We start from the raw sequence: 19649 nt of genomic DNA, 5'->3' as shown, positions 1-19649 counted from the left end.
GGAAATTTCGCTCATGCCGCCTGCAGCCTCTCTCGGCCGGGCTGCGGCGGGAAGGCGATGGCGATGCCGGCAGCACCGAGGCCGATCAGCGCCGAGCCGATGAACAGCCAGGAATAGCTGGCATAGGCGTCGAAGATCATGCCGCCGGCGAGCGGGCCGAACGACATGCCGAGGCTGGACAACAGGGTCGCGGCGCCAAGTATCGTGCCGATGATGCGTGGCCCAAAATAGTCGCGCGCCAGAACCGCATAGAGCGGCATGACGCCGCCATATGTGGCGCCGAAGATGATCGCCAGGAGATAGAACTGCTCGAGATTGCCGACGGCGAGATAGGCGGCGATCACCACCGCCTGGATGGCGAGGCCCACGATCAGCACCGGCTTGGCGCCCAACCTGTCGCCGAGCACGCCGTAGAGCACGCGCCCGCCAAGGCCGGCAAGGCCCTCGACGCTGTAGATCGACACGGCTGCCATCGGCGCCACGCCGCACGACATCGCATAGCTCACCATGTGGAAGATCGGCCCCGAATGCGCCGCGCAACAGGCGAAGAAGGTCATGCCCAGCACCAGGAATTGCGGCGAGCGCAGCGCCTGGCCGACTGACATGCCGGGGGCCGCGGCAGGCGCGGGCGCGCTGCCATCCGCTGCCGCGACCGCCGCCGACGGCTGGCGCACCAGGAAGACGGCCGGCAGCAACAGCACCCAGGCCATGATCCCGATGTCGAACATGGCGGTACGCCAGTCATAGGCCGTGATCAGCCAGCGCGCGAAGGGCGAAATGGTCATCGGCGCCACGCCCATGCCGGCCGAGACCAGCGACACGGCCAGGCTGCGATGGGTCTCGAACCAGGCGGTGGTCAGCGCGATCATCGGCGCGAAGAAGGCGCTGGCCGCCAGCCCGACGATGACGCCATAGCTCAGCTGGAAGACCAGCAGCGATTGGGCTCGGCTCGCCACCACCAGCGACAGGCCGAGCAGCACCGCGCCGGCAAAAACCACCGGGCGGGCGCCGACACGGTCATAGATGGCGCCCCAGGCGAAACCGCCTGCACCCATCACTAAGAAATTCAGCGTCATGGCGCTTGAAATGCCGGTTCGCGACCAGTTGGTGTCGAGCGCCATCGGCTCGAGAAAGATCGCCAGCGAAAACATCGCGCCGAGCGCCACACAGGTCATCAGCGCGCCGCACGCGACGATCACCCAACGGTAGGAATTGTTCATGCTCTTCTCCCGAGATCGGTTTCGATGCGGCGCCACTCGCTCCAGCTCCGTTGCGCCGCTTGCGTCCGAAGGACGTTGGCGGGATTTCGAATCCGACAATCCGGTTGCATTTTTTATCCGGTCTGCGTGGAAGTCCATCCGGATATGACAAAAGCAGGGGTGTAAGGCTGCCAAGCGCGCCGACAAGATAGACTGCCGAATTGACGAGCCGCTCCGCGGCACTAGCTTTGTGGTCTCGCGACGGGAGATATCGCTCATGGAACTGCATCGCGGCCGCCTCATCGACCACGTCCAGCTGGTGGTCAGGGACCTCAAGGCGAGCCGGCGCTTCTATGAAGCCGTCTTCAAGGTGCTCGGCATTCCGATCGGCGGCGAGGCCGAGGACTATTTCTGGGCCGACGAGCTGTTCATCTCAAGCCTCGACAGCCGGGCGGCGAGGGGACAGCTGACCGGGCGCCATCATCTGGCCCTCCAGGCCAGGGACAAGGCCATGGTCGATGCGTTCTACAAGGCCGGCCTCGATGCCGGCGGCGCCGACAATGGCGCGCCGGGTGAGCGGCCCTACCACCCCGGCTACTACGCCGCCTTCCTGCTCGACCCCGACGGCAACAACATCGAGGCGGTGTTTCACGGGCCGGCAAAGCGAAGTGCCGCTTCGGTCGAGATCAATTTCTAGCGCAGGTTCACGAGGAGCGGGTTGCGGTGATCCGTCCGGAGTTCTCGTAAAAACAAAGAGTTGAAGCGGTCCACGGATTCAATCGCTGAACTACTTCACATTGCCGGCGCGTAGCGGTTCACCACCATTCCGCAGGCATAGGCTTTAGAGCCAAGCAGGCGCAATTTCAGGAAGCCGCCACAGTCGAAAATCCGCTCGCCGTCGCCCAGCGCGGCCGGATTGATGAACAGCTGGAACTCATCGACCAGTCCCGCTGCAATCAGCGCCGAGGCAAAGCCGGCGCCGCCGAATACCGCCATGTCGCCTTCACCTTCAGCTTTCAGCGCCTTGACCTCGCGCGGCAGGTCGCCGCTGGCAAGCGTCGTGCGCTCCCACCGCGATGCCGCGAGCTTGTCGCTCAGCACCACCTTGCGCGCCTCGACGATGCGCTGCGCAAAGGCGTAGAAGGGATCGCGCGGATAGTTTTTTGCCGCATTGCCCCAATGGGTTAGATAGCCTTCTTCGGCCATCTTGCGGCTGAGCAGAATGGTATCGATGCCGGCGAACACCGCGTTGAAATCCTGCTTCAAGTCGTCGTCCCACGGGCAGTTGGCGCCCCATTCCCAGAGCTGCCAGTGCTCATCGCCGGCCGCGCCGACAAAACCGTCGACCGACATCTGCATCTGCAGGATCAGTTTTCTCATCGTCGTTCTCCTGATTGAGCTCTGGTGTCACCAGCGCCAGGTCAGGCGGCGTTGGTGATTGCTTTACTTTCGGAACCATTGACACGAGAGAAAAATGATGTCAATAGTAAAGTGATTTAGAAATGGAAGCATTGAGAATGTCGACCAGGGAAAGATCCGGCTGCCCCATCAGCCTGTCGCTCGAATTGCTCGGTGACCGCTGGACGCTGCTGATCATCCGCGACATGATTTTCGCGGGAAAAAGGCACTTCCGGGAGTTTCTGCTATCAGGCGAAGGCATCTCGTCGCGCACGCTGGCCGAGCGGCTGCAGACCTTGCAGGATGAGGGCATTGTCACCAGAAGCGACGACCCCACGCACAAGCTCAAGGCGATCTATAAGCTGACCGAGGCGGGCATCGACCTGTTGCCGGTGCTGGCGACGCTCGGCGCCTGGGGGAGCAAATACCGCAACGCCGATGACAAGCTGGCAAGGATCGCCGATGAACTGGCGACGGGCGGCGAGGCAGGCCTGGAGCAGATAAAGAAGAAGCTGCGCGCCGAGCATATCGGCTAGGGAGCAACGCCAGCCCTCCCTTCGGGCCGATGGCGGGCTACATCGACACGACGTCGCGCAGCCTCACCCTTCCCATCCCGCAAATCGCTGTGGCCGGAGCCATGTCTGCTTCGGATTGCCATCGCCCGAACCACGGCCTCTTCCAGCCAGCGCGCGATGGCGGGGGCGGCATGCATGCCGATTGGCCCATGCCGCCATGCACGTAGAGCTCTTCGACCGCGGTGCGGCCGGCGACAGGCAGCCCGTCCGACAGCATGGGCGATTGCCGGGATAGACATTCGTCACCCTGGGTGAGCCGAGACCGGACAGGATGCGTAGCGTGCGCGCCGCGATGCGAAGGCGTCTCGGCGCTAGCGCGCCGATCCACCTTCTCCAACAAGGGGAGAAGGTGAGGCGCGCCTTGTCCCGCCTGCGCTTCTACGCGTAGCCTAAGGAGCTAGCGGGAGGAGAATCGCTTGGACACCACTGTCGTTATTGTCGGCGCCGGGCCTGCCGGCCTTGCGGTCGGTGCCTGCCTGAAGCGGGCAGGAGTGGATTTCATCCTGCTCGAAAAATCGCAGGAGATCGCGCCCGCCTGGCGGCGGCACTATCGGCGGCTGCATCTGCATACGGTGAAGTCGTTCTCGTCGCTGCCGTTCCTGCCATTTCCCAGGGACTATCCGCGCTACGTGCCGCGCGAACTGGTGGTCCGTTACCTCGACGACTATGCGGAAAAATTCGACCTGCGCCCGCGCTTCGGCGTGACGGTGAAAGCCATTCGCCTCGGGGACGGCGGTTTTCTGGTCGAGACAGGATCGGACAACCTCAAGGCGCGCCATGTCGTCATCGCCAGCGGTAACAATGCCGAGCCGATCATCCCCCGGCTCCCTGCTATCGAGGCTTTCAAGGGCGAGGTGCTGCACAGCGCCGACTATACGCAAGCGGCGCCCTTTGCCGGCCGCTCGGTGCTGATCGTCGGCATGGGCAACACCGGCGCCGAGATCGCGCTCGACTTGGCGGAAAGTGGCGCGCGTCCGACCATTTCGGTGCGCAAGGGCGTCCACATCGTGCCGCGCCAGCTGTTCGGCGTGCCGATCCAGATGGTCGGCATCGCCAGCCGGCCGATGCCGCAGGCGCTGAACGACTGGATGTTCCCGATCATCCTCGATTTCGCGCTGGGCAAGCTCGAGAAATACGGCATCGTCAGGCCGAAGCAGGGCATCCTGCAGCAGATCGACGAAGTCGGCCGCATCCCGGTCATCGACGTCGGCACGGTCGACGCCATCACCAAAGGCGCCATCAAGATCGCGCCCGACATAGCGGGCTTCACCGAGCGCGGCGCTGCGTTCACCGACGGCAGGCAGGAAGATTTCGACGCCGTCATCCTCGCCACCGGCTATCGCCCGGGCTACGAAAAGTTTCTGCCCGTGGAATTGCAGCCGGAGCGCAGTGGCGTCAACGCCCGCGCCTCGCAACTCGGCCTCTACCTCGTCGGCTTCTACAATCCGGTCACCGGTCTGCTCAGGGAAATTGGACGCGAGGCGAAGGCAGTGGCGGCCGACATTGCTCGGCGAGGCTGAAAGGGGCGGCGTCGGCCAAGCTGCGGATCTCCCGCCTTGCGGGGAGATCGGCTATCCATCACAGCCGCGCCGCATCGCCCTCATCCAGCAGCCATTGCCGCACGGCTTGCGTCGGTTCTGGGTGCCGTTGCTTGCGCGGCATCACGACATAGAAATCGTGCGTCCCACGCATCTCTGCGTTGATCGGCTGCACCAGCCGGCCGGCGGCAATGTCGGCAGCGACGAGAAACCGGCTGGCCAGCGCGATGCCCTGGCCGGCAATGGCGGCGTCGATCGCGAGGCCTGTCTGGTTGAAGCGCATGCGTTTGGCCTCGGTGGCCATCTTCAGCCGAGCGCTCTCTCCATGAATTCCGGCCACAGATTGTGCGCGTCGTGCAACAGGACATGATGCTGGATATCGGCCGCCGCGATCTCGTTCGCGCCGGTCGGCAGCAGGGCAGGGCTGCAGATGGCGATGATCTGCTGTGGAAACAAAAGATCCACCATCAGGCCGGCGCCGGAGGGCAGGCGGCCTTGCCTGACCGCAATGTCGACGCCATCGGCCTGAAAACTCGACAGGCTTTCGCTGGCCAGGATTCGCAAATCGACCAGCGGGTTGTGCGCGACGAACTCCGGCAGTTTGGGGATCAGCCATTTGGTGGCAAAGCTCGGCGTGACACTGATTGTCAGTCGCGCCGGCTCGGGCCGCAACAGCAGCGTTGCCTCGGAGATCAGCTCGAAGGCGCGGCGAATGTTCGGCACATAGGCGCGGCCCTCATCGGTCAGCGCCAGGCCGCGCGGCAGCCGGTCGAACAGCTTTGTGCCGAGATCGGCCTCCAGCCCGCGTATATGCTGCGCCACCGCCCCTTGCGTCACGTTCAGCTCTTCGGCGGCGATGCGGAAGTTGAGATGACACGCGGCGGCTTCGAAGGCACGCAGCGCATTCAATGGTGGCAGGCTCAGGAAGGCTTCAGGCATGCAGGAGTTTTTCTACAGCTTGATTTCAGGCTTTCTGGTTCGAACCAGATGGCAAAACCGTTTATAGCATTGCTCGAAGGTCGGAAACATGGGCTTCAGAGTCCCGCCAACCCGTGCGAAGGAAAATCGAGATGAGTGTAGAAAAAGTAGCAGTCGTCGTCGCGGGCGGCAGCGGTATGGGCGCGGCGGCGGCCAAGCGGCTGGCGGCGGACGGGTTCAAGGTCGCGATCCTGTCGTCCTCCGGCAAGGGCGAGGCTCTGGCCAAGGCGCTTGGCGGCCTCGGCGTCACCGGCTCCAACCAGTCGAATGACGATCTGCAGCGGCTCGCGGATCTGACGCTCGAGCGCTTCGGCCGCATCGACGTGCTGGTCAACAGCGGCGGCCACGGGCCACGCGCGCCGATCCTCGAAATCACCGACGAGCAGTGGCACACCGGTCTCGACGTCTATCTGATGAACGTCATCCGGCCGGTGCGCATCGTGGCGCCGCAGATGGTCAAGCAGAGGGCCGGCGCCATCATCAACATCTCGACCGCCTGGGTGGTCGAGCCGAGCCCGATGTTCCCGACCTCGGCCGTATTCCGCGCCGGCCTTGCCGCCTACACCAAGATCTTCGCCAACACCTACGCCGCCGACAATGTGCGCATGAACAATGTGCTGCCCGGCTGGATCGACAGCCTGCCGGCCACCGAGGAGCGCCGCGACAGCGTGCCGATGCAGCGCTACGGCACCTCGGAGGAAATTGCCGCGACCATCGCCTTCCTCGCTTCCGAAGGTGCGGGCTACATTACCGGCCAGAACATCCGCGTCGACGGCGGCATCATCGGCGCGATCTGACCGCGCCGGTCGCCTCGCGTGAGCCGGCGCGTCACTCCTTCACCGCGCCGGTCATCGACGAGACATAGTGCTCGACGAAGAACGAATAGAGCACCACCACCGGCAGCGAGCCGATCAGCGCTCCCGCCATCAGCGCCCCCCATTCGTAGACGTCGGAGCGCACCAACTCGGTCAGCACACCCACCGGCACGGTCTTGTTTTCCGAGGACTGGATGAATGTCAGCGCATAGATGAACTCGTTCCATGACAGGGTGAAGGCGAATATGCCGGCGGAGATCAGGCCGGGCACCGACAGCGGCAGCACGATCTTGGTGAGGATCTGCCACCGGCTCGCTCCGTCTATCAGCGCGCATTCTTCCAGTTCGAACGGGATGGAGCGGAAGTAACCCATCAACAGCCACGTGCAGAACGGCACCAGGAAGGTCGGATAGGTAAGGATGAGCGCGAAGGGCGTGTCGTAGAGCCCGAGGTTGAACACCATCACCGACAGCGGAATGAACAGGATCGAGGGCGGCACCAGATAGGCGAGGAAGATGCCGAGGCCGACCTGCCGCGCCCCGGAGAAGCGCAACCGCTCGATCGCATAGGCGGCGAACACCGACGCCAGCAGCGACAGGAACGTGGCGGCGGTCGAGATGATGATCGTGTTGAGCAGCCAGCCCGGATAGGAGGTCTCGAACAGGAGATAGCGGATGTGCTCCAATGTCGGATGCACCACCCAGAACGGATTGAACTGCGCATAGTCGGTCATCTCGAGATTGGGCTTAACCGCCGTGATCGTCATCCAGTAAAACGGAAACAACAGCACGAAGACGAACACCAGCAGCGGCAGATAGACCGTCACCACGCGGCGCGGCAGGCTCTGCAGGTAGCCCATGCCGCCTTCGTCGATATCCCCACGTTTCGCCTTCCTTGTCGCGGCCGTCTTGACCATGTCAGTCTCCGCCGCCTTGTTGCCATTTGCGGCGTTGCAGGCCGAAATAGCTGAACAGGATCGCCGCCAGCAGGAACGGGATCATGGCCACCGCGATGGCCGCGCCCTCGCCAAGCTGGCCGCCGGAAATGCCGCGCTGGAAAGACAATGTCGCCATCAGATGCGTGGCATTCACCGGTCCGCCCCGGGTCAGCACGTAGATCAGCTGGAAATCGGTGAAAGTGAACAGCACCGAGAAGGTCATGGTGATGGCGATGATCGGCGTCAGCAGCGGCAGAGTCACATAACGAAACAACTGCCAGCGACTGGCGCCGTCGAGCGTGGCCGCCTCGTAGAGCGACTGCGGAATGGTCTGCAGGCCGGCGAGCAGCGTGATGGCGACGAAAGGAATGCCGCGCCAGACGTTGGCGGCGATAACCGAAGCGCGCGCATTCTCCGGATCGCCGAGGAAATTGATGCGGTGGTCGATCAGGCCCATTTGCTGCAGCGCCCAGGACAGGATGGAGAACTGCGAATCGTAGATCCACCAGAAGGCGATGGCTGACAGTACGGTGGGCACCACCCAAGGCAGCAGGACTATCGCGCGGAAGAACGATTTGAACGGCAGGTTTTCATTGAGAATGAGCGCCAGCCACAGGCCGAGCACGAACTTCAGGATCGAGGCGCTGACCGTGTAGAGCAAGGTGTTGAAGACGGACAGCCAGAAGACGGCGTCACTCCACAGATACTGATAGTTCTCGGTGCCAATGAAGATGCCGGGGCGGCCGATACGGGCATCGGTGAAGCCGAGCCAGACGCCCAGCCCGAGCGGATAGGTCAGGAAGACCAGCAGCAGCGCCGCCGCCGGCAGCATGAAGCCGAAGCCCAGCGCGTTGCGGCTTTCGGAGATCCGCGAAAGCATCGACGGACGCGGCTGGGCGGCAACGGACGGCACGGCCATGAAGGGCTCCTCATCGGGGAATCAGGTCACGGCGTCAACGGCCGCCATGGGATTGTGCGACGGGCCGGGCAGCGCACTAGACGCTGCCCGGCGGTGCCGTGATCAAACGCGGTAGTAGCGGTTGGCGCGCTTCTCCGCCTCCTCCATCGCCTCCTGCGGCGTCGCCTGGCCGGTCACCGCCTTGGCGAACATGTCGACCAGGACATAGTCGGCCATGGTCGCCGCCGAGGCATAGCCGAGCGGCCCGGCATAGCCGTTGGGGCGCAGCGTCGCCGAGGCCTTGGCATAGGCGGCATTGTTCGGGTCGGCCGTCCACACTGGATTGTTGTCGAAGGCCTTCAGCGTCTGGCAGCAATAGCCCGCCGAGGAGGTGATCCAGTCGGTCATCTGCGGATCCTCGAACATGAACTGCAGATAGGCCTTGGCCGCATTGGGGTAGGGCGTGTAGTTGAAGATGACGGCGGTGGTCACCTGGAACAGTTCGACCGATTTCCCGACGGGACCGATCGGCAGGTTGGTAGTGCGGATGTCCTTGGCGATCTCAGCCAGCTTCGGATCGTTGTCCTTGTTGATCTTGGCCGTATTGTAGGCGGAAATGCCGTTGGCGATGACGCCGAGTTCGCCGGCCAGGAAGGCGCGGTTGTTATTGACGTCGAGCCAGCTTTCGGTCCCGGGAATGAAGGTCTTGTAGAGTTCCTGCGCGTATCCGATCGCCTTTAGCGTCTCGGGGCTGTTGATCGCCACCTTGCCGCTCTCGTCGACCATCTGGCCGCCATGGCTCCACAGCAGCCAGTGCGCGTAATTGTTGCCGTCGCCGACGCCGTGGCCGTGCGTGAAGCCAGCCGGATGTCCCTTCGCCTGCAACGCCTTGCAAAGCTCGAGGAAGCCTGCCGTGTCCTTCGGAAATTCGGAGAAGCCGGCCTGCTTCACCCAGCTTTCGCGATAGACGATGGCATTGCCGATCGTGGCCAGCGGCAGGCCGACGAACTTGCCGTCCCGCGTCGCATATTGCTTTGGTCCGTCGTGCCAGCCGCCATATTTCGAGCCCAGATACTCGCCGAGCTCGGTCACGTCGTGCAGCTTGTCTGGATATTGATGCGGGTCGTCGAACCAGACGAACATGAGGTCCGGGCCGGAACCGACATTGGCGGCGACCGCTGCCTTGGGGCGAATGTCCTCCCAGCTTTCCTTGTCGACACGAACCTCGACACCTGTCGCCTCGGTGAAGCGCTTGGTGTTGGCCAGCCATTGATCCTCATCGCCCTTGACGAAGGGCGACCAGCGCAGCAGCCGCAGCTTTGCGCCTTCCTCGGGCTTGTATTTCAAGCCCTCCTGGGCAAAAGCCGGCGAGCCGACGAACCGGCTTCCCAGAGCTCCCGCCGCGGCACCTGCGGTCGTGCGGATTACATCGCGTCTCGTGAATTTCATGGTCGTCTCCTCCGGTTTATCTTCCTTGCTATGCGGTCCTTACCATCCGTTACGCGTTTCAAATCGTGTTCCAGTCTTGCCGTCAAAGAGATGAATCAGGCCAGGCGCGGCAGAGAGCCGTATGGATTCGCCCGGTGTGAAGGCATGGCGTTCGCGGAAATTGGCGACGATCTCGTCGCCGCCGGCGGTGCGGCCGATGATCTGCACTTCCGACCCGGTCGGCTCGACCACCGCGACGGTGCCTGGAATGCCTTGGTCTGCCGATAGCCGCAAATGCTCGGGCCGTATTCCCAGCACCACCGGATGACCGTTGCCAACGGCCGGCGCGCCGGCCAGCGGCACGGAAATTCCCCCGGCGCCGCGAAAGGACGGAGACCCGTCGGTGACGATCTCGCCCTTGATCAGGTTCATGGCGGGCGAGCCGATGAAACTGGCGACGAAGAGATTGTTGGGCCTGTCGTAGAGCTCCAGCGGCGGTCCGATCTGTTCGACGATGCCGTCATGCATGACGACGATCTTGTCGGCCATGGTCATGGCCTCGATCTGGTCGTGGGTGACATAGACTGTCGTCGTCTTGAGCCGCTGGTGCAGTTCCTTGATCTCGGCGCGCATCTGCACCCTGAGCTTGGCGTCGAGATTGGAGAGCGGTTCGTCGAACAGGAAAACCTGTGGATCGCGCACGATCGCCCGGCCCATGGCGACGCGCTGGCGCTGGCCGCCGGAAAGTTGGCGCGGATATCGCGTCAGCAATGGCACCAGCCCGAGGATTTCGGCGGCGCGCTGAATGCTGGTAGCGCAATCGGCCTTCGAAACACCTTTGAGCATGAGCGAGAACGCCATGTTCTCGGCGACCGTCATGTGCGGGTAGAGCGCGTAGTTCTGGAACACCATGGCAACGTCGCGCTCTTTCGGGGCAACGTTGTTGACGACCCGATCCCCGATGGCGATCTCGCCCCGAGAAATCTTTTCCAGGCCGGCGATCATCCTGAGAAGGGTCGATTTTCCGCAACCCGACGGGCCGACCAGCGTGACGAATTCGCCGTCATCGATATCCACACTGACGCCATGCAGGACCTCGACGGTCCCGAACGATTTGTAAACGTCGCCGATCGCGACAGACGCCATCGATCTCCTCCCGAATGCTTCTTGCGACGCCCCGAAGGAAACCGCTCCTCTCCCGCCTCGCGACCGTCTCCCATTCCCCGAACAGGTCGCGCGACAATCAGACGGTAGCGCTACCAAGCCTGCCTGTAAAGCGGCCATGCGGCCGGTACTCTTGTCGTTCGGAACACTCGGCGCTATGACCGGCACACCGGCAAACTACCTCCCATTCACAAAAGCCAGCACCAGCTTCTGCAGGTTTCCGCCGGGGCCGAATTCGACTCGGTCGAAGTCGCGGCTCGCCTGCCGCTGTGCCAGCGAGATCTGGGCGAGTTGCCTCGTCAGCTCGGTTCTGATCTTGCTGCAGCCGGGGTCATCAGTAACGGTCAGGCCGACGCTCACCGCCTCGATCTTGCGCACCATCTCGGCGATGGCTGCGCCATGCACTCTCTCGTGGGCGGCGAGCCCGGCGATGAACACCGTCCAGTTCTTCTGGACGGAAGCCGGCAACGGTTCGGCCGGCTTCGGCAAGGTGTAGGTGATGATCAGTTTCGGCCGCGCCGACACCAGCTCGCAGGCGTCGCCTTTCGGCCTGTAGTCCCTGGTCCAGGTCAGCTTGAAATTGGTGTGCGCGATGACCCGGCCCTTGCCGAGCAAGGGGCCGGCTTCACCGATCGCGGCATAGAGTTCCGGGCCGGTCCGCCCTGCGATGGCGTAGGTCTCGACCTTTTCGACCGGCTTCCAGTCGGCGCGTGCCGGCGACGCCAGCAGAGAGGCCGCGAACAGGAGAAAGAACATGGCTGGTTTCATGGAAACGTCAGAGACACTGGGCTGAGGCAAAGATCAACCCGGCGCAAATGCACTCAGGTCCCACGGCAGGCCGCGTCATAGTCGGCCAGCACCTGATCGACAGCTTCGAGAAGGATAGCCTCGGGATTGCCCGCCGACCCGAGTTCGGCCGGCAGCGCCGGCAGGAATTGCCGCATCAGCGTTTCGGGAATGGCGACCCCGTCCAGCGCCTTGCGCAGGCGCTCGACGGCCGCGACAGCGGTGGGGTTGCTCCAATAATAGCGGATGCGGTCGCTGTAGCTGTAATGCCGCTGCACATAGAGCTCTGCTTCGTTGCCGTGATAGTGGCTGTGCCAATGGCCGGGTGCTGCCAGCATCGCGCCTTCCATGGTCCGGGCGAGCGACCGGTCGCCATAATCCGTGATCATTTCGGATGCTATCAGGTCGAGCCCGTAAAGCGCCTCGCGCAAGGCGAAGGTCAGGCCGGGGCCGACCTTGAGGATGGGAAAGCCGTTTGCGACCAGCGCGGTCAAAGCCGCACGGCTCTGGTAGTCGGTCGAATGCGCCTCGTAGACGAGCGACGGCTGCTCATCGAGCAAGCCGGTCAGGCCCTTGGATTTCTCGGGCGCGTAGGCGACGACGTTCTGGCTGCCGAATTCCACGCCCGGCTGCACCACCACGGCCATGACGCGGCCGAACGCCTCGGTCAGGCCTTCGCGGGCAAAGATCTCCCGGTGAACCTCGATCGTGCGCCTCGCCGCCGCCGCCTCGGTCGGCTTCAACTCGCTGATCGCATGGTCGACGCCGCCGGGGGCGGGAACTTCGGTGCCGATGATGTAGACCGGCAAGGTGCTGCCTGCGGCGTGCGCGCCCGTTTCGGCCGCCTTTGCCAGCCGCGCCGCCCGGGTGGCGATGGTCTCGTCGTCAAGCGCCGCCGGCTCGCCGGCGCAGCCCATCGATGCGTCGAGATGGATCTTGGTGAAGCCGGCCGCGATATAGGCGCCGACCATGGCCTCGGCCTTGTCCATCGCCTGCGCCGCCGGCTCTGCGCGCCACGGGTTCGGTCCCAGATGGTCGCCGCCGAAGATGATGCGCGAGGCTTCCAGCCCCTCGCGGCAGGCGATCTCAAGCACGAAGGCGACGAACAGCGCCGGGGTCATTCCGGTATAGCCGCCGAACTGGTTGACCTGATTGCAGGTTGCCTCAATCAGCAGGTTTTTCTCCCTGTCGGCAACGGCGCGTCGTATCGCTGTCTGGATCACCAGCGGATGAGCCGAACAGATAGACGTGATGCCGTAGGGCGAGCCGTTTTTGCGCGCGCTGGCGAGGCCTGCAAGCGGGTTGGCGCTCATGTCCGTCTCGCTGTTCCCTTGATGAATTGGTCAAGCGCATCGAAGCCGGCGGTGCCTTCCATCGGGCCGCGCCGGGTGACGTTGCGGGCGCCGGCGGCATTGGCATAAAGCAGCGCCTTGCCGGGCTCCATCCCCTGGCGGCGGCAGGTCAGGTAGGTGGCGCCGAAACAATCGCCGGCGCCCGTCGGGTCGACTTCCTCGACCTGAAAACCGGCGCAGTCGGTCCTGGCGCCCTCGGCGCCGAACCAGGAAGAGCCGTCAGCACCGCGCTTCAGCACGATCTCGCCGACGCCCCTGGCAAACAGCGCCGCCACCGCCTGATGCTCGTCATCGACGCCCGCCGTAGCGAGCAATTCGTCGCCGGACGGCAGCAGCAGGTCGGCATCGTCGATGAGTGCGGAAAACAGTGCGCCGTCGGAGCCGTCGATCAGCTCCTTGCGCACATTCGGGTCGAATGAGGTCGAGCCGCCGCGGGCACGAACCGCCTGCACTGCGTAGCTGACGATCTCCTTCAGCCCTGCCACCGACAGCGTCGATCCCATGATATGCAGATGGCCGGCCCTGTCCGCCAGCAGGCGCGCAGCAGTGGTCAGGTGGATCTGCCCGGCGGCGGATTCGGCGATGTTGTAGACGAAGTCCCTGATACCATCGGGCCGGTAGCGCACGAAGGCGCATCCCGTCGGGAAGCGGTCGCTGATATCGACGGCTGAGACGTCGACGCCGTCGAGCTCCAGCCTGTCCAGGTTGAGCGTGCCGAAATCGTCGCGGCCGACGCAGCCGATAATGCCGGCGCCGCCTCCCAGCCGGGCGACCTGATCGATGAAGATCGCCGGCGCACCGCTGGGGAATGGCCCGACAAGCGACTGCGGCTCGAGGAAGCCGAAACCCAGTTCCGTCGCCATGATCTCGACCAGGATTTCGCCGGCGACAATCGTTGGCCCCACGCCCTCGGCGGCGATCTCGCTTCGGCGCGAAAGGCTCATGCTTGCGATTCCTCTCACACGCAAACTGATTGCTTGCCCGCGCAGTTATCCGACGCAAATGTTTATCGGGTAAATCGCACATACAGCGAAGTCAATAAAACTCTACATGCGTATAGTTTATCTGTTTCCGCGCGTACACATTGCAGGATTCGGGTGGCTGGGATCGTGGCACCGTGCAAATCAGGCGTCGACCGCAGCGAAAGGACAGCCATGCTCACGCTTCATGATTATTTGCCGTCGCAAAACGTTTGGAAGGCGAGGGTCGTGCTCGGCCTGCTCAACATTCCCTATGAAAGCCGCCTGGTGTCGATTTTCGAGGGCGAGAGCTACACCGACGCCTTCCTGAAGCTCAACCCGGCCGGCGCCGTTCCTGTGCTCGAACTCGAGGATGGCCGTGCGATCGCCGAATCGAATGCGATCCTCATTTATCTCGCCGAAGGCACGCCCTTGCTGCCGGCGGATCGCTATGTCAGCGCGAAAATTATGCAATGGCTGTTCTTCGAACAGTACCATGTCGAGCCGGTCATCGGCTCCCTGCGCTTCTGGACGCTGGCCGGAAGGCTGGAGCGCAACCAGGCGATGGTTCCGGCCAAGCGCGAAGCCGGCGCCCGCACGCTGGCAGCGCTGGAGCGCAGCCTGAACGACACGCCGTTCCTTGTCGGCGACACGCTCACCATCGCCGACATTGCTGTCTATGCCTACGGCCACCGTGCCGAAGATTGCGGCTTTGCGCTGGCGGCTTATCCGGCGGTCCTCGCCTGGACGGACCGGGTGCGCGACGCCATCGGTCCCGGCTATCCCGTGCATCTCTACAGCATCGATCCGCACTCGGCTGCTTGACGGCAAAAGGCGCGCGCGTTCATCTTGCTTAGTCGAAAAGAAGACCCAGATTCTGCTTTGTCGGCGGTTTTTACTCGCAATCCGTTGGCTGGATGGCCGGGTCTCGGCGTCATCTCGACGACCGGCCGGCACTTAGCATGGAGGTGACCATGACACGCGACGACATCATTTCGGTGTTGGGGCCGGTAGACGAGGCAGTCATAGCCGACATCGCGCTGACCGGCGCCACCCTTGAAGAACTGCGCGAGGCGTTCGCCTGGCTCGGTGCCGACGAGGCGCTGGTCAACGAGGGCCGCCGCTTGCCGGGAACGAAGGTGGCGCGGCTGATCGAAATTCTCGATATGCCGGACGACGAGGACGGCCGGCAAGCGGCGGCGCAGTAGGCTGTAGGCGTAGGGTATCGATCCGCGCCACCTTATTCCCTATTCCACACTGCCTGTTCCCTTCCTTACGCCCTCGACAGCAGCCGGCGCATGATCAGCGAGGCGTGGCCGCCAACGCCGTGCGCGGCCGTGTGGCGCTCGACCACTTCGAAACCGTGCTTGCGATAGAAGGCGATCGCCCGGTCGTTGCCCTCGATCACTTCCAGCGCAATGCTGGGGATGCCGGCATGCGCGACAAGCACCGCGTGCAGCAGGTCGGTGGCGAGCCCGCTGCCGAACTCTGTCTTGTCGATGTGCAGCCGGTCGAGCAGGACATCGCCACGATCGTCCATCGCCGCCATCGCGTAGCCGGCGATCGAACCGTCCGGCCGTTCGGCCACGAACGACATCTTGTTGTCGTCCCCAAGTTCCTCTGCCAGCCGCTCGGGCGCATGCTTGTCGTCCGAGAGCCGCGCGGTATTTTCAGGTCCCAGGATCGACGAATAGGTGCGCCGCCAAGACTCTCCCAGCAGCCGCGATACCGACGCTACATCGTTCTCTGCCATCGCCCTGATCTGAACCATGGCCGATCCCTTACCGCCTTACCCGCGACTTCAGCCAACGATCGAAGGCCACGGCCAGGATCAGGATCAGGCCGATGACGATGCTTTGTGTGTAGGACGAGACATTGTTGAACTGCAGCCCGTTCTGCAGCACGCCGATCAGCGCTGCGCCCACCACCGTGCCGCCGACCGAGCCGATGCCGCCGAATAGCGAGGTACCGCCGATGACCACGGCGGAAATCACCGTAAGTTCGTAGCCGATGCCGGCTACGGCTTCGGAGGAGTTGAGCCGTGCTGACAAAACGAAGGCCGCCAGCCCGGCGAAGAAGCCGACGATGACATAGACCGAGATCAGAATGCGGTCGACGCGCAGGCCCGAAAGGCGCGCGGCCTCGGCATTGCCGCCGACGGCATAGACGGCGCGGCCGTAGCGCGTATAGCGCAGCACGATGTGGCACAGGATGGCCGCCACCGCGAAGATGATCGCCGGCACCGGCACCGGTCCGATGAGCCCGGTGCCGAACCAGCGCATCGAGGCGTCGAAACCGGAGATCGGTCCACCATTGGAGATGGTCAGCGTCAGGCCGCGAAACACTGTGAGACCACCCAGCGTGACGACGAAGGGCGGCACTTTCAGCCTGGTGATGGCAAAGCCCTGGACGCCGCCGGCCAGCGCCCCGACGATGACGGCGGCAAGCAAGGCGGCGAACCAGCCATATCCTTGCGTGCCCGTGGTCGACAGCGACAGCGTGTTGGCGGTGCCGCCCTTGGCCACCACCGCCGCCACCATGCCGCAGAAGGCGAGCAGTGAGCCGACCGACAGGTCGATGCCGGCAGTGAGGATGACGAAAGTCATGCCGAGCGCGATCAGCCCGGTGATCGAGATCTGCCTCAAAATGTTGAACAGGTTGATTGGATCGATGAAGCTCGGCTTCAGCACGGTGAAGATGACGATCAACACCGCCAGGAACATCAGCGGCCCAAAACTCATCAGAAGCCGCGCGATGTTGATGCCGCTGCGCTGGGTCTGTTCGGTGGTGCTGGTCATTGCGTTGCGTCCTGCTTGCGGTCGAGCGCCATCAGTTCCATCAGTTTTTCCTCGGTCGCTTCGATGCCCGGCATTTCGCCGGTGATACGGCCGCGCCGCATCGTAACGATGCGATCCGACACTGCCAGCACCTCCGGCAGCTCCGACGAGATCATCATGATGGCGATGCCGCGCGCAGCCAACTGGACCAGGATCTGGTGCACTTCGGCCTTGGCGCCGACATCGACGCCGCGCGTCGGCTCGTCGACGATCAGTACTTTCGGGTCGCGCGCCAGCCAGCGGGCCAGGATGACTTTTTGCTGGTTGCCGCCGGACAGGCCCTCGATCGCCTGGTCGGGCGAGGCCATGCGGATCGACAGTGCCTTGCGATAGCCGGCCAGCGCCTCGCGCTCGCGCCGTTCGGCCATGAAGCCGGCCCCATTGCTGTAGCGGCCGAGCGAGGCGATCGAGAAATTGTTGAGAATGCCCAGTGCTGCAAAGATCGCCTGGTGCTTGCGGTCTTCCGGCACCAGCCCGATGCCGAGTTTGATGGCGTCTGCGGGGGAGGCCGGGGCGATCGGCTTACCGTCGAGCGCAATCGTGCCGGCGGCGATGCGGTCGGCGCCGAAAATGGCGCGGGCAAGCTCGGTGCGGCCGGAACCGACGAGGCCGGCAACGCCGAGGATTTCGCCGGCCTTCAGATCGAGGTTGACGCCTTCGAGTACGATGGCATGCGGCGCCAACGGGTCGCGTACCGTCCGCAGCCCGCGCACCGAGAGCCTGACCTCGCCGGCGACATCGCGCTGCGTCGGCCGCGCGTAGAGCTCGGAGGCGGCGCGGCCGACCATCTTCTCGATGATCTTCGGGATCTGGATCGGCTGGCCGTCACGGTCGAGATGACCGGCCAGCCTGCCATCCCGCAGCACGGTCATGCGGTCGCAAATGGCGGACGCTTCCTCCAGCCGGTGGGTGACGAACATGATGGCGACACCGTCCTTGCGCAGCCTGTCCATGATCGACATCAGTTTCTGCACCTCGGTCTCGGTCAGCGCCGAGGTCGGCTCGTCCATGATGATCAGGCGGCTTTCCAGCGACAGAGCGCGGGCGATTTCGACCAGCTGCTGTTCGGCTACCGACAGCGAGGACACCGGCGTCGCCGGATCGATGTCGAGACCGACGCGGGCGATGATCGCGCGCGAGGCGTCCTCCATCCTGCGCCAGCTGACCAGCCCGAGCGGCCCGAGCGGCGCGCGGCCGATGAAAATGTTTTCCGCAACCGTCAGCGTCGGGATCAGGCTCAGTTCCTGATAGATGGTGACGATGCCATGCCGCTTCGCATCCTGCGGACTGGACGGCGCGTAGTCGGCGCCGTCGAAGACGATGCGGCCGCTTGACGGCGGCATCACGCCGGACAGGATTTTCAACAGCGTCGACTTGCCGGCGCCGTTCTCGCCGAGCAGGCCAAGGATCTCACTGGGCCGCACCTCGAGCGAAACGTCGATGAGCGCGGTGACGCCGGAAAAATGCTTGGTCACGCCTTCGACGGAAAGGAGCGGTGGCGATGATGCGGTGGGTTCAACGGCGGACAAGCATTGCTCCCGGATTGCGATAGGCAGCGGGACAGCGCCCCCCTCTGTCCTGCCGGACATCTCCCCCACACGGGGGGAGATCAGCAGTTTTGCCGGCAGCACTATTTCTATAACGTTGGCGATTGGCGAAAGCAGACGTGACGGCCAATCTCCCCCCAAGTGGGGGAGATGTCCGGCAGGACAGAGGGGGGCGCGACAGAGCGCGACCTCCACCCGTCATGGGCCCTACTCTCACTTCGTCTCGTTCAACCTCTCCGCCTTGTCGAGATTGTCCTTGCCGATGACGATCGGCGTCAACAGCACCAGCTTCTCCTTCGGCTCGGTCTTGTCCCTGGCGAAGGCGACCGCGATCTGCACCGCCTTGCGCGACTGTTCGCCGGGGAACTGCTCGACCGTGCCGGCGAGCTTGCCGTCGCGCACGGCGACCAGCGCTTCCGGCAGCGCGTCGAAGCCGTAGATCTTGACGTCGGTGAAGTTGCGCGCGGCACAGGCTTCGAGCGCGCCGAGCGCCATGTCGTCATTGGCGCAGATGATGGCGTCCGGCTTGCCGTTGGCGGCAAGCCCGGCCTCGGTCACCGACAGCGCTTCGGCGCGGGCGAAATTAGCGGTCTGCTCGAAGATGATCTGGTACTTGTCCTTGAGCGGATCGAGCACATTGTGGACGCCTTTGTTGCGGTCGATCGCAGGCCCGGCACCCGGCTGGCCCTGCAAATGGAACAGCTTGGCGCCGTTGGGGAACGCCGCCACCATGGCCTGCGCCTCGGCCTCGCCGCCCTTGACATTGTCGGCGCCGACATGGGCCAGAATGCCCTCGACGCCGTCAACGCGGCGGTCGATGGTGACCACGGGAACCCCGGCCTTGACCGCTTCCTCGATCGCCGGCGCCAGCGCGTTGACGTCAAGCGGCGAAATCACGATGGCGTTGACCTTCTGCACAAGTGCGGCCTCGATGTCGGCGGTCTGCTTCGGCGCCGAGTTCTGGCCGTCGCTCTCGGTCAGATTGACGCCTTGCGCCTGCGCCTCCGCCTTGATCTCGTTCAGCATGTGCACAAAGAACGGAAAGCCGAGATTGGGCACCGAGCCCAATATGGTCAGTTTGTCGGCGGCAAAGGCCATGGGCGCGGCCAGCGCCATGGCGCCGGTCGCCACGGTCGACAACAGGAATTCGCGTCTGTTCATCAGATATCCTCCACATGAACGCAGGAGCCCGAAACCGGGAGCGGCTCGGGACGGTCCTTGCGTCAATTCAAAAATGG

At 63.9% G+C, this 19649-nt stretch carries 19 protein-coding genes and 1 pseudogene; 6 read left to right on the top strand and 14 right to left on the bottom strand.

All coding sequences use genetic code 11. The annotated features are described in order from the left end of the window. Window positions 1-11: 11 nt before the first annotated feature. Window positions 12-1220, bottom strand: a complete 1209-nt coding sequence (locus NKI88_RS11675) for an MFS transporter (protein ID WP_023693802.1) — start codon at window positions 1218-1220, stop codon at window positions 12-14. A 247-nt stretch (window positions 1221-1467) separates the two neighbouring features. Between NKI88_RS11675 and NKI88_RS11670 the strand changes: the two genes are divergently transcribed. Continuing rightward, window positions 1468-1896: a VOC family protein gene (locus NKI88_RS11670; protein WP_155927330.1), complete on the top strand. Its 429-nt coding sequence runs from the start codon at window positions 1468-1470 to the stop codon at window positions 1894-1896. 95 nt (window positions 1897-1991) lie between these two features. Here the strand turns inward: NKI88_RS11670 and NKI88_RS11665 are convergent, their stop codons facing one another. Continuing rightward, window positions 1992-2579: a dihydrofolate reductase family protein gene (locus tag NKI88_RS11665; RefSeq protein ID WP_023673464.1), complete on the bottom strand. Its 588-nt coding sequence runs from the start codon at window positions 2577-2579 to the stop codon at window positions 1992-1994. Window positions 2580-2716: 137 nt separating this feature from the next. Here NKI88_RS11665 and NKI88_RS11660 point away from each other — a divergent pair, with 137 nt between their 5' ends. Continuing rightward, the gene (locus NKI88_RS11660) at window positions 2717-3133 is read left to right on the top strand and encodes a winged helix-turn-helix transcriptional regulator (protein WP_023673465.1); all 417 of its coding nucleotides are present in this window, start codon (window positions 2717-2719) and stop codon (window positions 3131-3133) included. A 455-nt stretch (window positions 3134-3588) separates the two neighbouring features. Then, the gene (locus tag NKI88_RS11655) at window positions 3589-4692 is read left to right on the top strand and encodes a flavin-containing monooxygenase (RefSeq protein WP_352655217.1); all 1104 of its coding nucleotides are present in this window, start codon (window positions 3589-3591) and stop codon (window positions 4690-4692) included. Window positions 4693-4750: 58 nt separating this feature from the next. Here NKI88_RS11655 and gcvA read toward each other — a convergent pair. Then, window positions 4751-5649, bottom strand: a pseudogene (gene gcvA / locus NKI88_RS11650) (transcriptional regulator GcvA). A 131-nt stretch (window positions 5650-5780) separates the two neighbouring features. Here gcvA and NKI88_RS11645 point away from each other — a divergent pair. Continuing rightward, complete coding sequence (locus NKI88_RS11645; protein WP_352655215.1) at window positions 5781-6485, top strand: SDR family oxidoreductase; 705 nt, start codon at window positions 5781-5783, stop codon at window positions 6483-6485. A 31-nt stretch (window positions 6486-6516) separates the two neighbouring features. Here the strand turns inward: NKI88_RS11645 and NKI88_RS11640 are convergent, their stop codons facing one another. The 7 genes from NKI88_RS11640 to NKI88_RS11610 form a co-directional block, all read right to left on the bottom strand. Further along, window positions 6517-7419: a carbohydrate ABC transporter permease gene (locus tag NKI88_RS11640; protein WP_023673469.1), complete on the bottom strand. Its 903-nt coding sequence runs from the start codon at window positions 7417-7419 to the stop codon at window positions 6517-6519. A 1-nt stretch (window position 7420) separates the two neighbouring features. Then, a complete protein-coding gene (locus NKI88_RS11635; protein ID WP_444849008.1) occupies window positions 7421-8320 on the bottom strand; it encodes a carbohydrate ABC transporter permease in 900 nt (299 codons plus the stop codon). 141 nt (window positions 8321-8461) lie between these two features. After that, window positions 8462-9787, bottom strand: a complete 1326-nt coding sequence (locus NKI88_RS11630) for an ABC transporter substrate-binding protein (protein ID WP_352655213.1) — start codon at window positions 9785-9787, stop codon at window positions 8462-8464. 39 nt (window positions 9788-9826) lie between these two features. After that, a complete protein-coding gene (locus NKI88_RS11625) occupies window positions 9827-10912 on the bottom strand; it encodes an ABC transporter ATP-binding protein (RefSeq protein ID WP_352655210.1) in 1086 nt (361 codons plus the stop codon). A 195-nt stretch (window positions 10913-11107) separates the two neighbouring features. Continuing rightward, a complete protein-coding gene (locus NKI88_RS11620; protein ID WP_023743900.1) occupies window positions 11108-11698 on the bottom strand; it encodes a DUF922 domain-containing Zn-dependent protease in 591 nt (196 codons plus the stop codon). Window positions 11699-11751: 53 nt separating this feature from the next. Continuing rightward, on the bottom strand, window positions 11752-13029 hold the full coding sequence (locus NKI88_RS11615; protein ID WP_023703090.1) for a D-tagatose-bisphosphate aldolase, class II, non-catalytic subunit: 1278 nt from the start codon (window positions 13027-13029) through the stop codon (window positions 11752-11754). Continuing rightward, complete coding sequence (locus NKI88_RS11610) at window positions 13026-14012, bottom strand: tagatose kinase (protein WP_023834506.1); 987 nt, start codon at window positions 14010-14012, stop codon at window positions 13026-13028. The genes NKI88_RS11615 and NKI88_RS11610 overlap by 4 nt, the downstream gene beginning before the upstream one ends. 210 nt (window positions 14013-14222) lie before the next feature. Here NKI88_RS11610 and NKI88_RS11605 point away from each other — a divergent pair, with 210 nt between their 5' ends. Further along, window positions 14223-14852, top strand: coding sequence for a glutathione S-transferase family protein (locus NKI88_RS11605; protein WP_352655208.1), 630 nt, complete (start codon window positions 14223-14225; stop codon window positions 14850-14852). A 149-nt stretch (window positions 14853-15001) separates the two neighbouring features. After that, window positions 15002-15235 (top strand): hypothetical protein, encoded by a 234-nt coding sequence (locus NKI88_RS11600; protein WP_031202909.1) that lies wholly within the window; start codon window positions 15002-15004, stop codon window positions 15233-15235. A 65-nt stretch (window positions 15236-15300) separates the two neighbouring features. Here NKI88_RS11600 and NKI88_RS11595 read toward each other — a convergent pair whose 3' ends face one another. The 4 genes from NKI88_RS11595 to NKI88_RS11580 all read right to left on the bottom strand — a co-directional run bounded on the left by NKI88_RS11595 (window position 15301) and on the right by NKI88_RS11580 (window position 19572). Next, entirely contained in the window at window positions 15301-15798 is a 498-nt protein-coding gene (locus tag NKI88_RS11595) for a GNAT family N-acetyltransferase (RefSeq protein WP_023828764.1), read from the bottom strand. A gap of 10 nt (window positions 15799-15808) precedes the next feature. After that, window positions 15809-16825, bottom strand: coding sequence for an ABC transporter permease (locus NKI88_RS11590; RefSeq protein WP_023673479.1), 1017 nt, complete (start codon window positions 16823-16825; stop codon window positions 15809-15811). Then, window positions 16822-18453, bottom strand: a complete 1632-nt coding sequence (locus NKI88_RS11585) for a sugar ABC transporter ATP-binding protein (RefSeq protein ID WP_444849007.1) — start codon at window positions 18451-18453, stop codon at window positions 16822-16824. The genes NKI88_RS11590 and NKI88_RS11585 overlap by 4 nt, the downstream gene beginning before the upstream one ends. Window positions 18454-18624: 171 nt before the next feature. Then, window positions 18625-19572 (bottom strand): substrate-binding domain-containing protein, encoded by a 948-nt coding sequence (locus NKI88_RS11580; RefSeq protein ID WP_023673481.1) that lies wholly within the window; start codon window positions 19570-19572, stop codon window positions 18625-18627. Window positions 19573-19649 lie beyond the last annotated feature (77 nt).

The sequence above is a fragment of the Mesorhizobium sp. M0317 genome (assembly GCF_040321555.1).
GTDB lineage: Bacteria > Pseudomonadota > Alphaproteobacteria > Rhizobiales > Rhizobiaceae > Mesorhizobium.
This window is presented reverse-complemented; position numbering and strand designations above follow the sequence as displayed.

Bases quoted from the DNA above. Each gene is read 5' to 3' on its own strand.
- NKI88_RS11675 (WP_023693802.1), bottom strand. From the start codon at position 1,220: ATGAACAATTCCTACCGTTGGGTGATCGTCGCGTGCGGCGCGCTGATG.
- NKI88_RS11665 (WP_023673464.1), bottom strand. From the start codon at position 2,579: ATGAGAAAACTGATCCTGCAGATGCAGATGTCGGTCGACGGTTTTGTC.
- NKI88_RS11660 (WP_023673465.1), top strand. From the start codon at position 2,717: ATGTCGACCAGGGAAAGATCCGGCTGCCCCATCAGCCTGTCGCTCGAA.
- NKI88_RS11645 (WP_352655215.1), top strand. From the start codon at position 5,781: ATGAGTGTAGAAAAAGTAGCAGTCGTCGTCGCGGGCGGCAGCGGTATG.
- NKI88_RS11640 (WP_023673469.1), bottom strand. From the start codon at position 7,419: ATGGTCAAGACGGCCGCGACAAGGAAGGCGAAACGTGGGGATATCGAC.
- NKI88_RS11635 (WP_444849008.1), bottom strand. From the start codon at position 8,320: ATGCTTTCGCGGATCTCCGAAAGCCGCAACGCGCTGGGCTTCGGCTTC.
- NKI88_RS11630 (WP_352655213.1), bottom strand. From the start codon at position 9,787: ATGAAATTCACGAGACGCGATGTAATCCGCACGACCGCAGGTGCCGCG.
- NKI88_RS11625 (WP_352655210.1), bottom strand. From the start codon at position 10,912: ATGGCGTCTGTCGCGATCGGCGACGTTTACAAATCGTTCGGGACCGTC.
- NKI88_RS11620 (WP_023743900.1), bottom strand. From the start codon at position 11,698: ATGAAACCAGCCATGTTCTTTCTCCTGTTCGCGGCCTCTCTGCTGGCG.
- NKI88_RS11615 (WP_023703090.1), bottom strand. From the start codon at position 13,029: ATGAGCGCCAACCCGCTTGCAGGCCTCGCCAGCGCGCGCAAAAACGGC.
- NKI88_RS11610 (WP_023834506.1), bottom strand. From the start codon at position 14,012: ATGAGCCTTTCGCGCCGAAGCGAGATCGCCGCCGAGGGCGTGGGGCCA.
- NKI88_RS11605 (WP_352655208.1), top strand. From the start codon at position 14,223: ATGCTCACGCTTCATGATTATTTGCCGTCGCAAAACGTTTGGAAGGCG.
- NKI88_RS11600 (WP_031202909.1), top strand. From the start codon at position 15,002: ATGACACGCGACGACATCATTTCGGTGTTGGGGCCGGTAGACGAGGCA.
- NKI88_RS11595 (WP_023828764.1), bottom strand. From the start codon at position 15,798: ATGGTTCAGATCAGGGCGATGGCAGAGAACGATGTAGCGTCGGTATCG.
- NKI88_RS11590 (WP_023673479.1), bottom strand. From the start codon at position 16,825: ATGACCAGCACCACCGAACAGACCCAGCGCAGCGGCATCAACATCGCG.
- NKI88_RS11585 (WP_444849007.1), bottom strand. From the start codon at position 18,453: ATGTCCGGCAGGACAGAGGGGGGCGCTGTCCCGCTGCCTATCGCAATC.
- NKI88_RS11580 (WP_023673481.1), bottom strand. From the start codon at position 19,572: ATGAACAGACGCGAATTCCTGTTGTCGACCGTGGCGACCGGCGCCATG.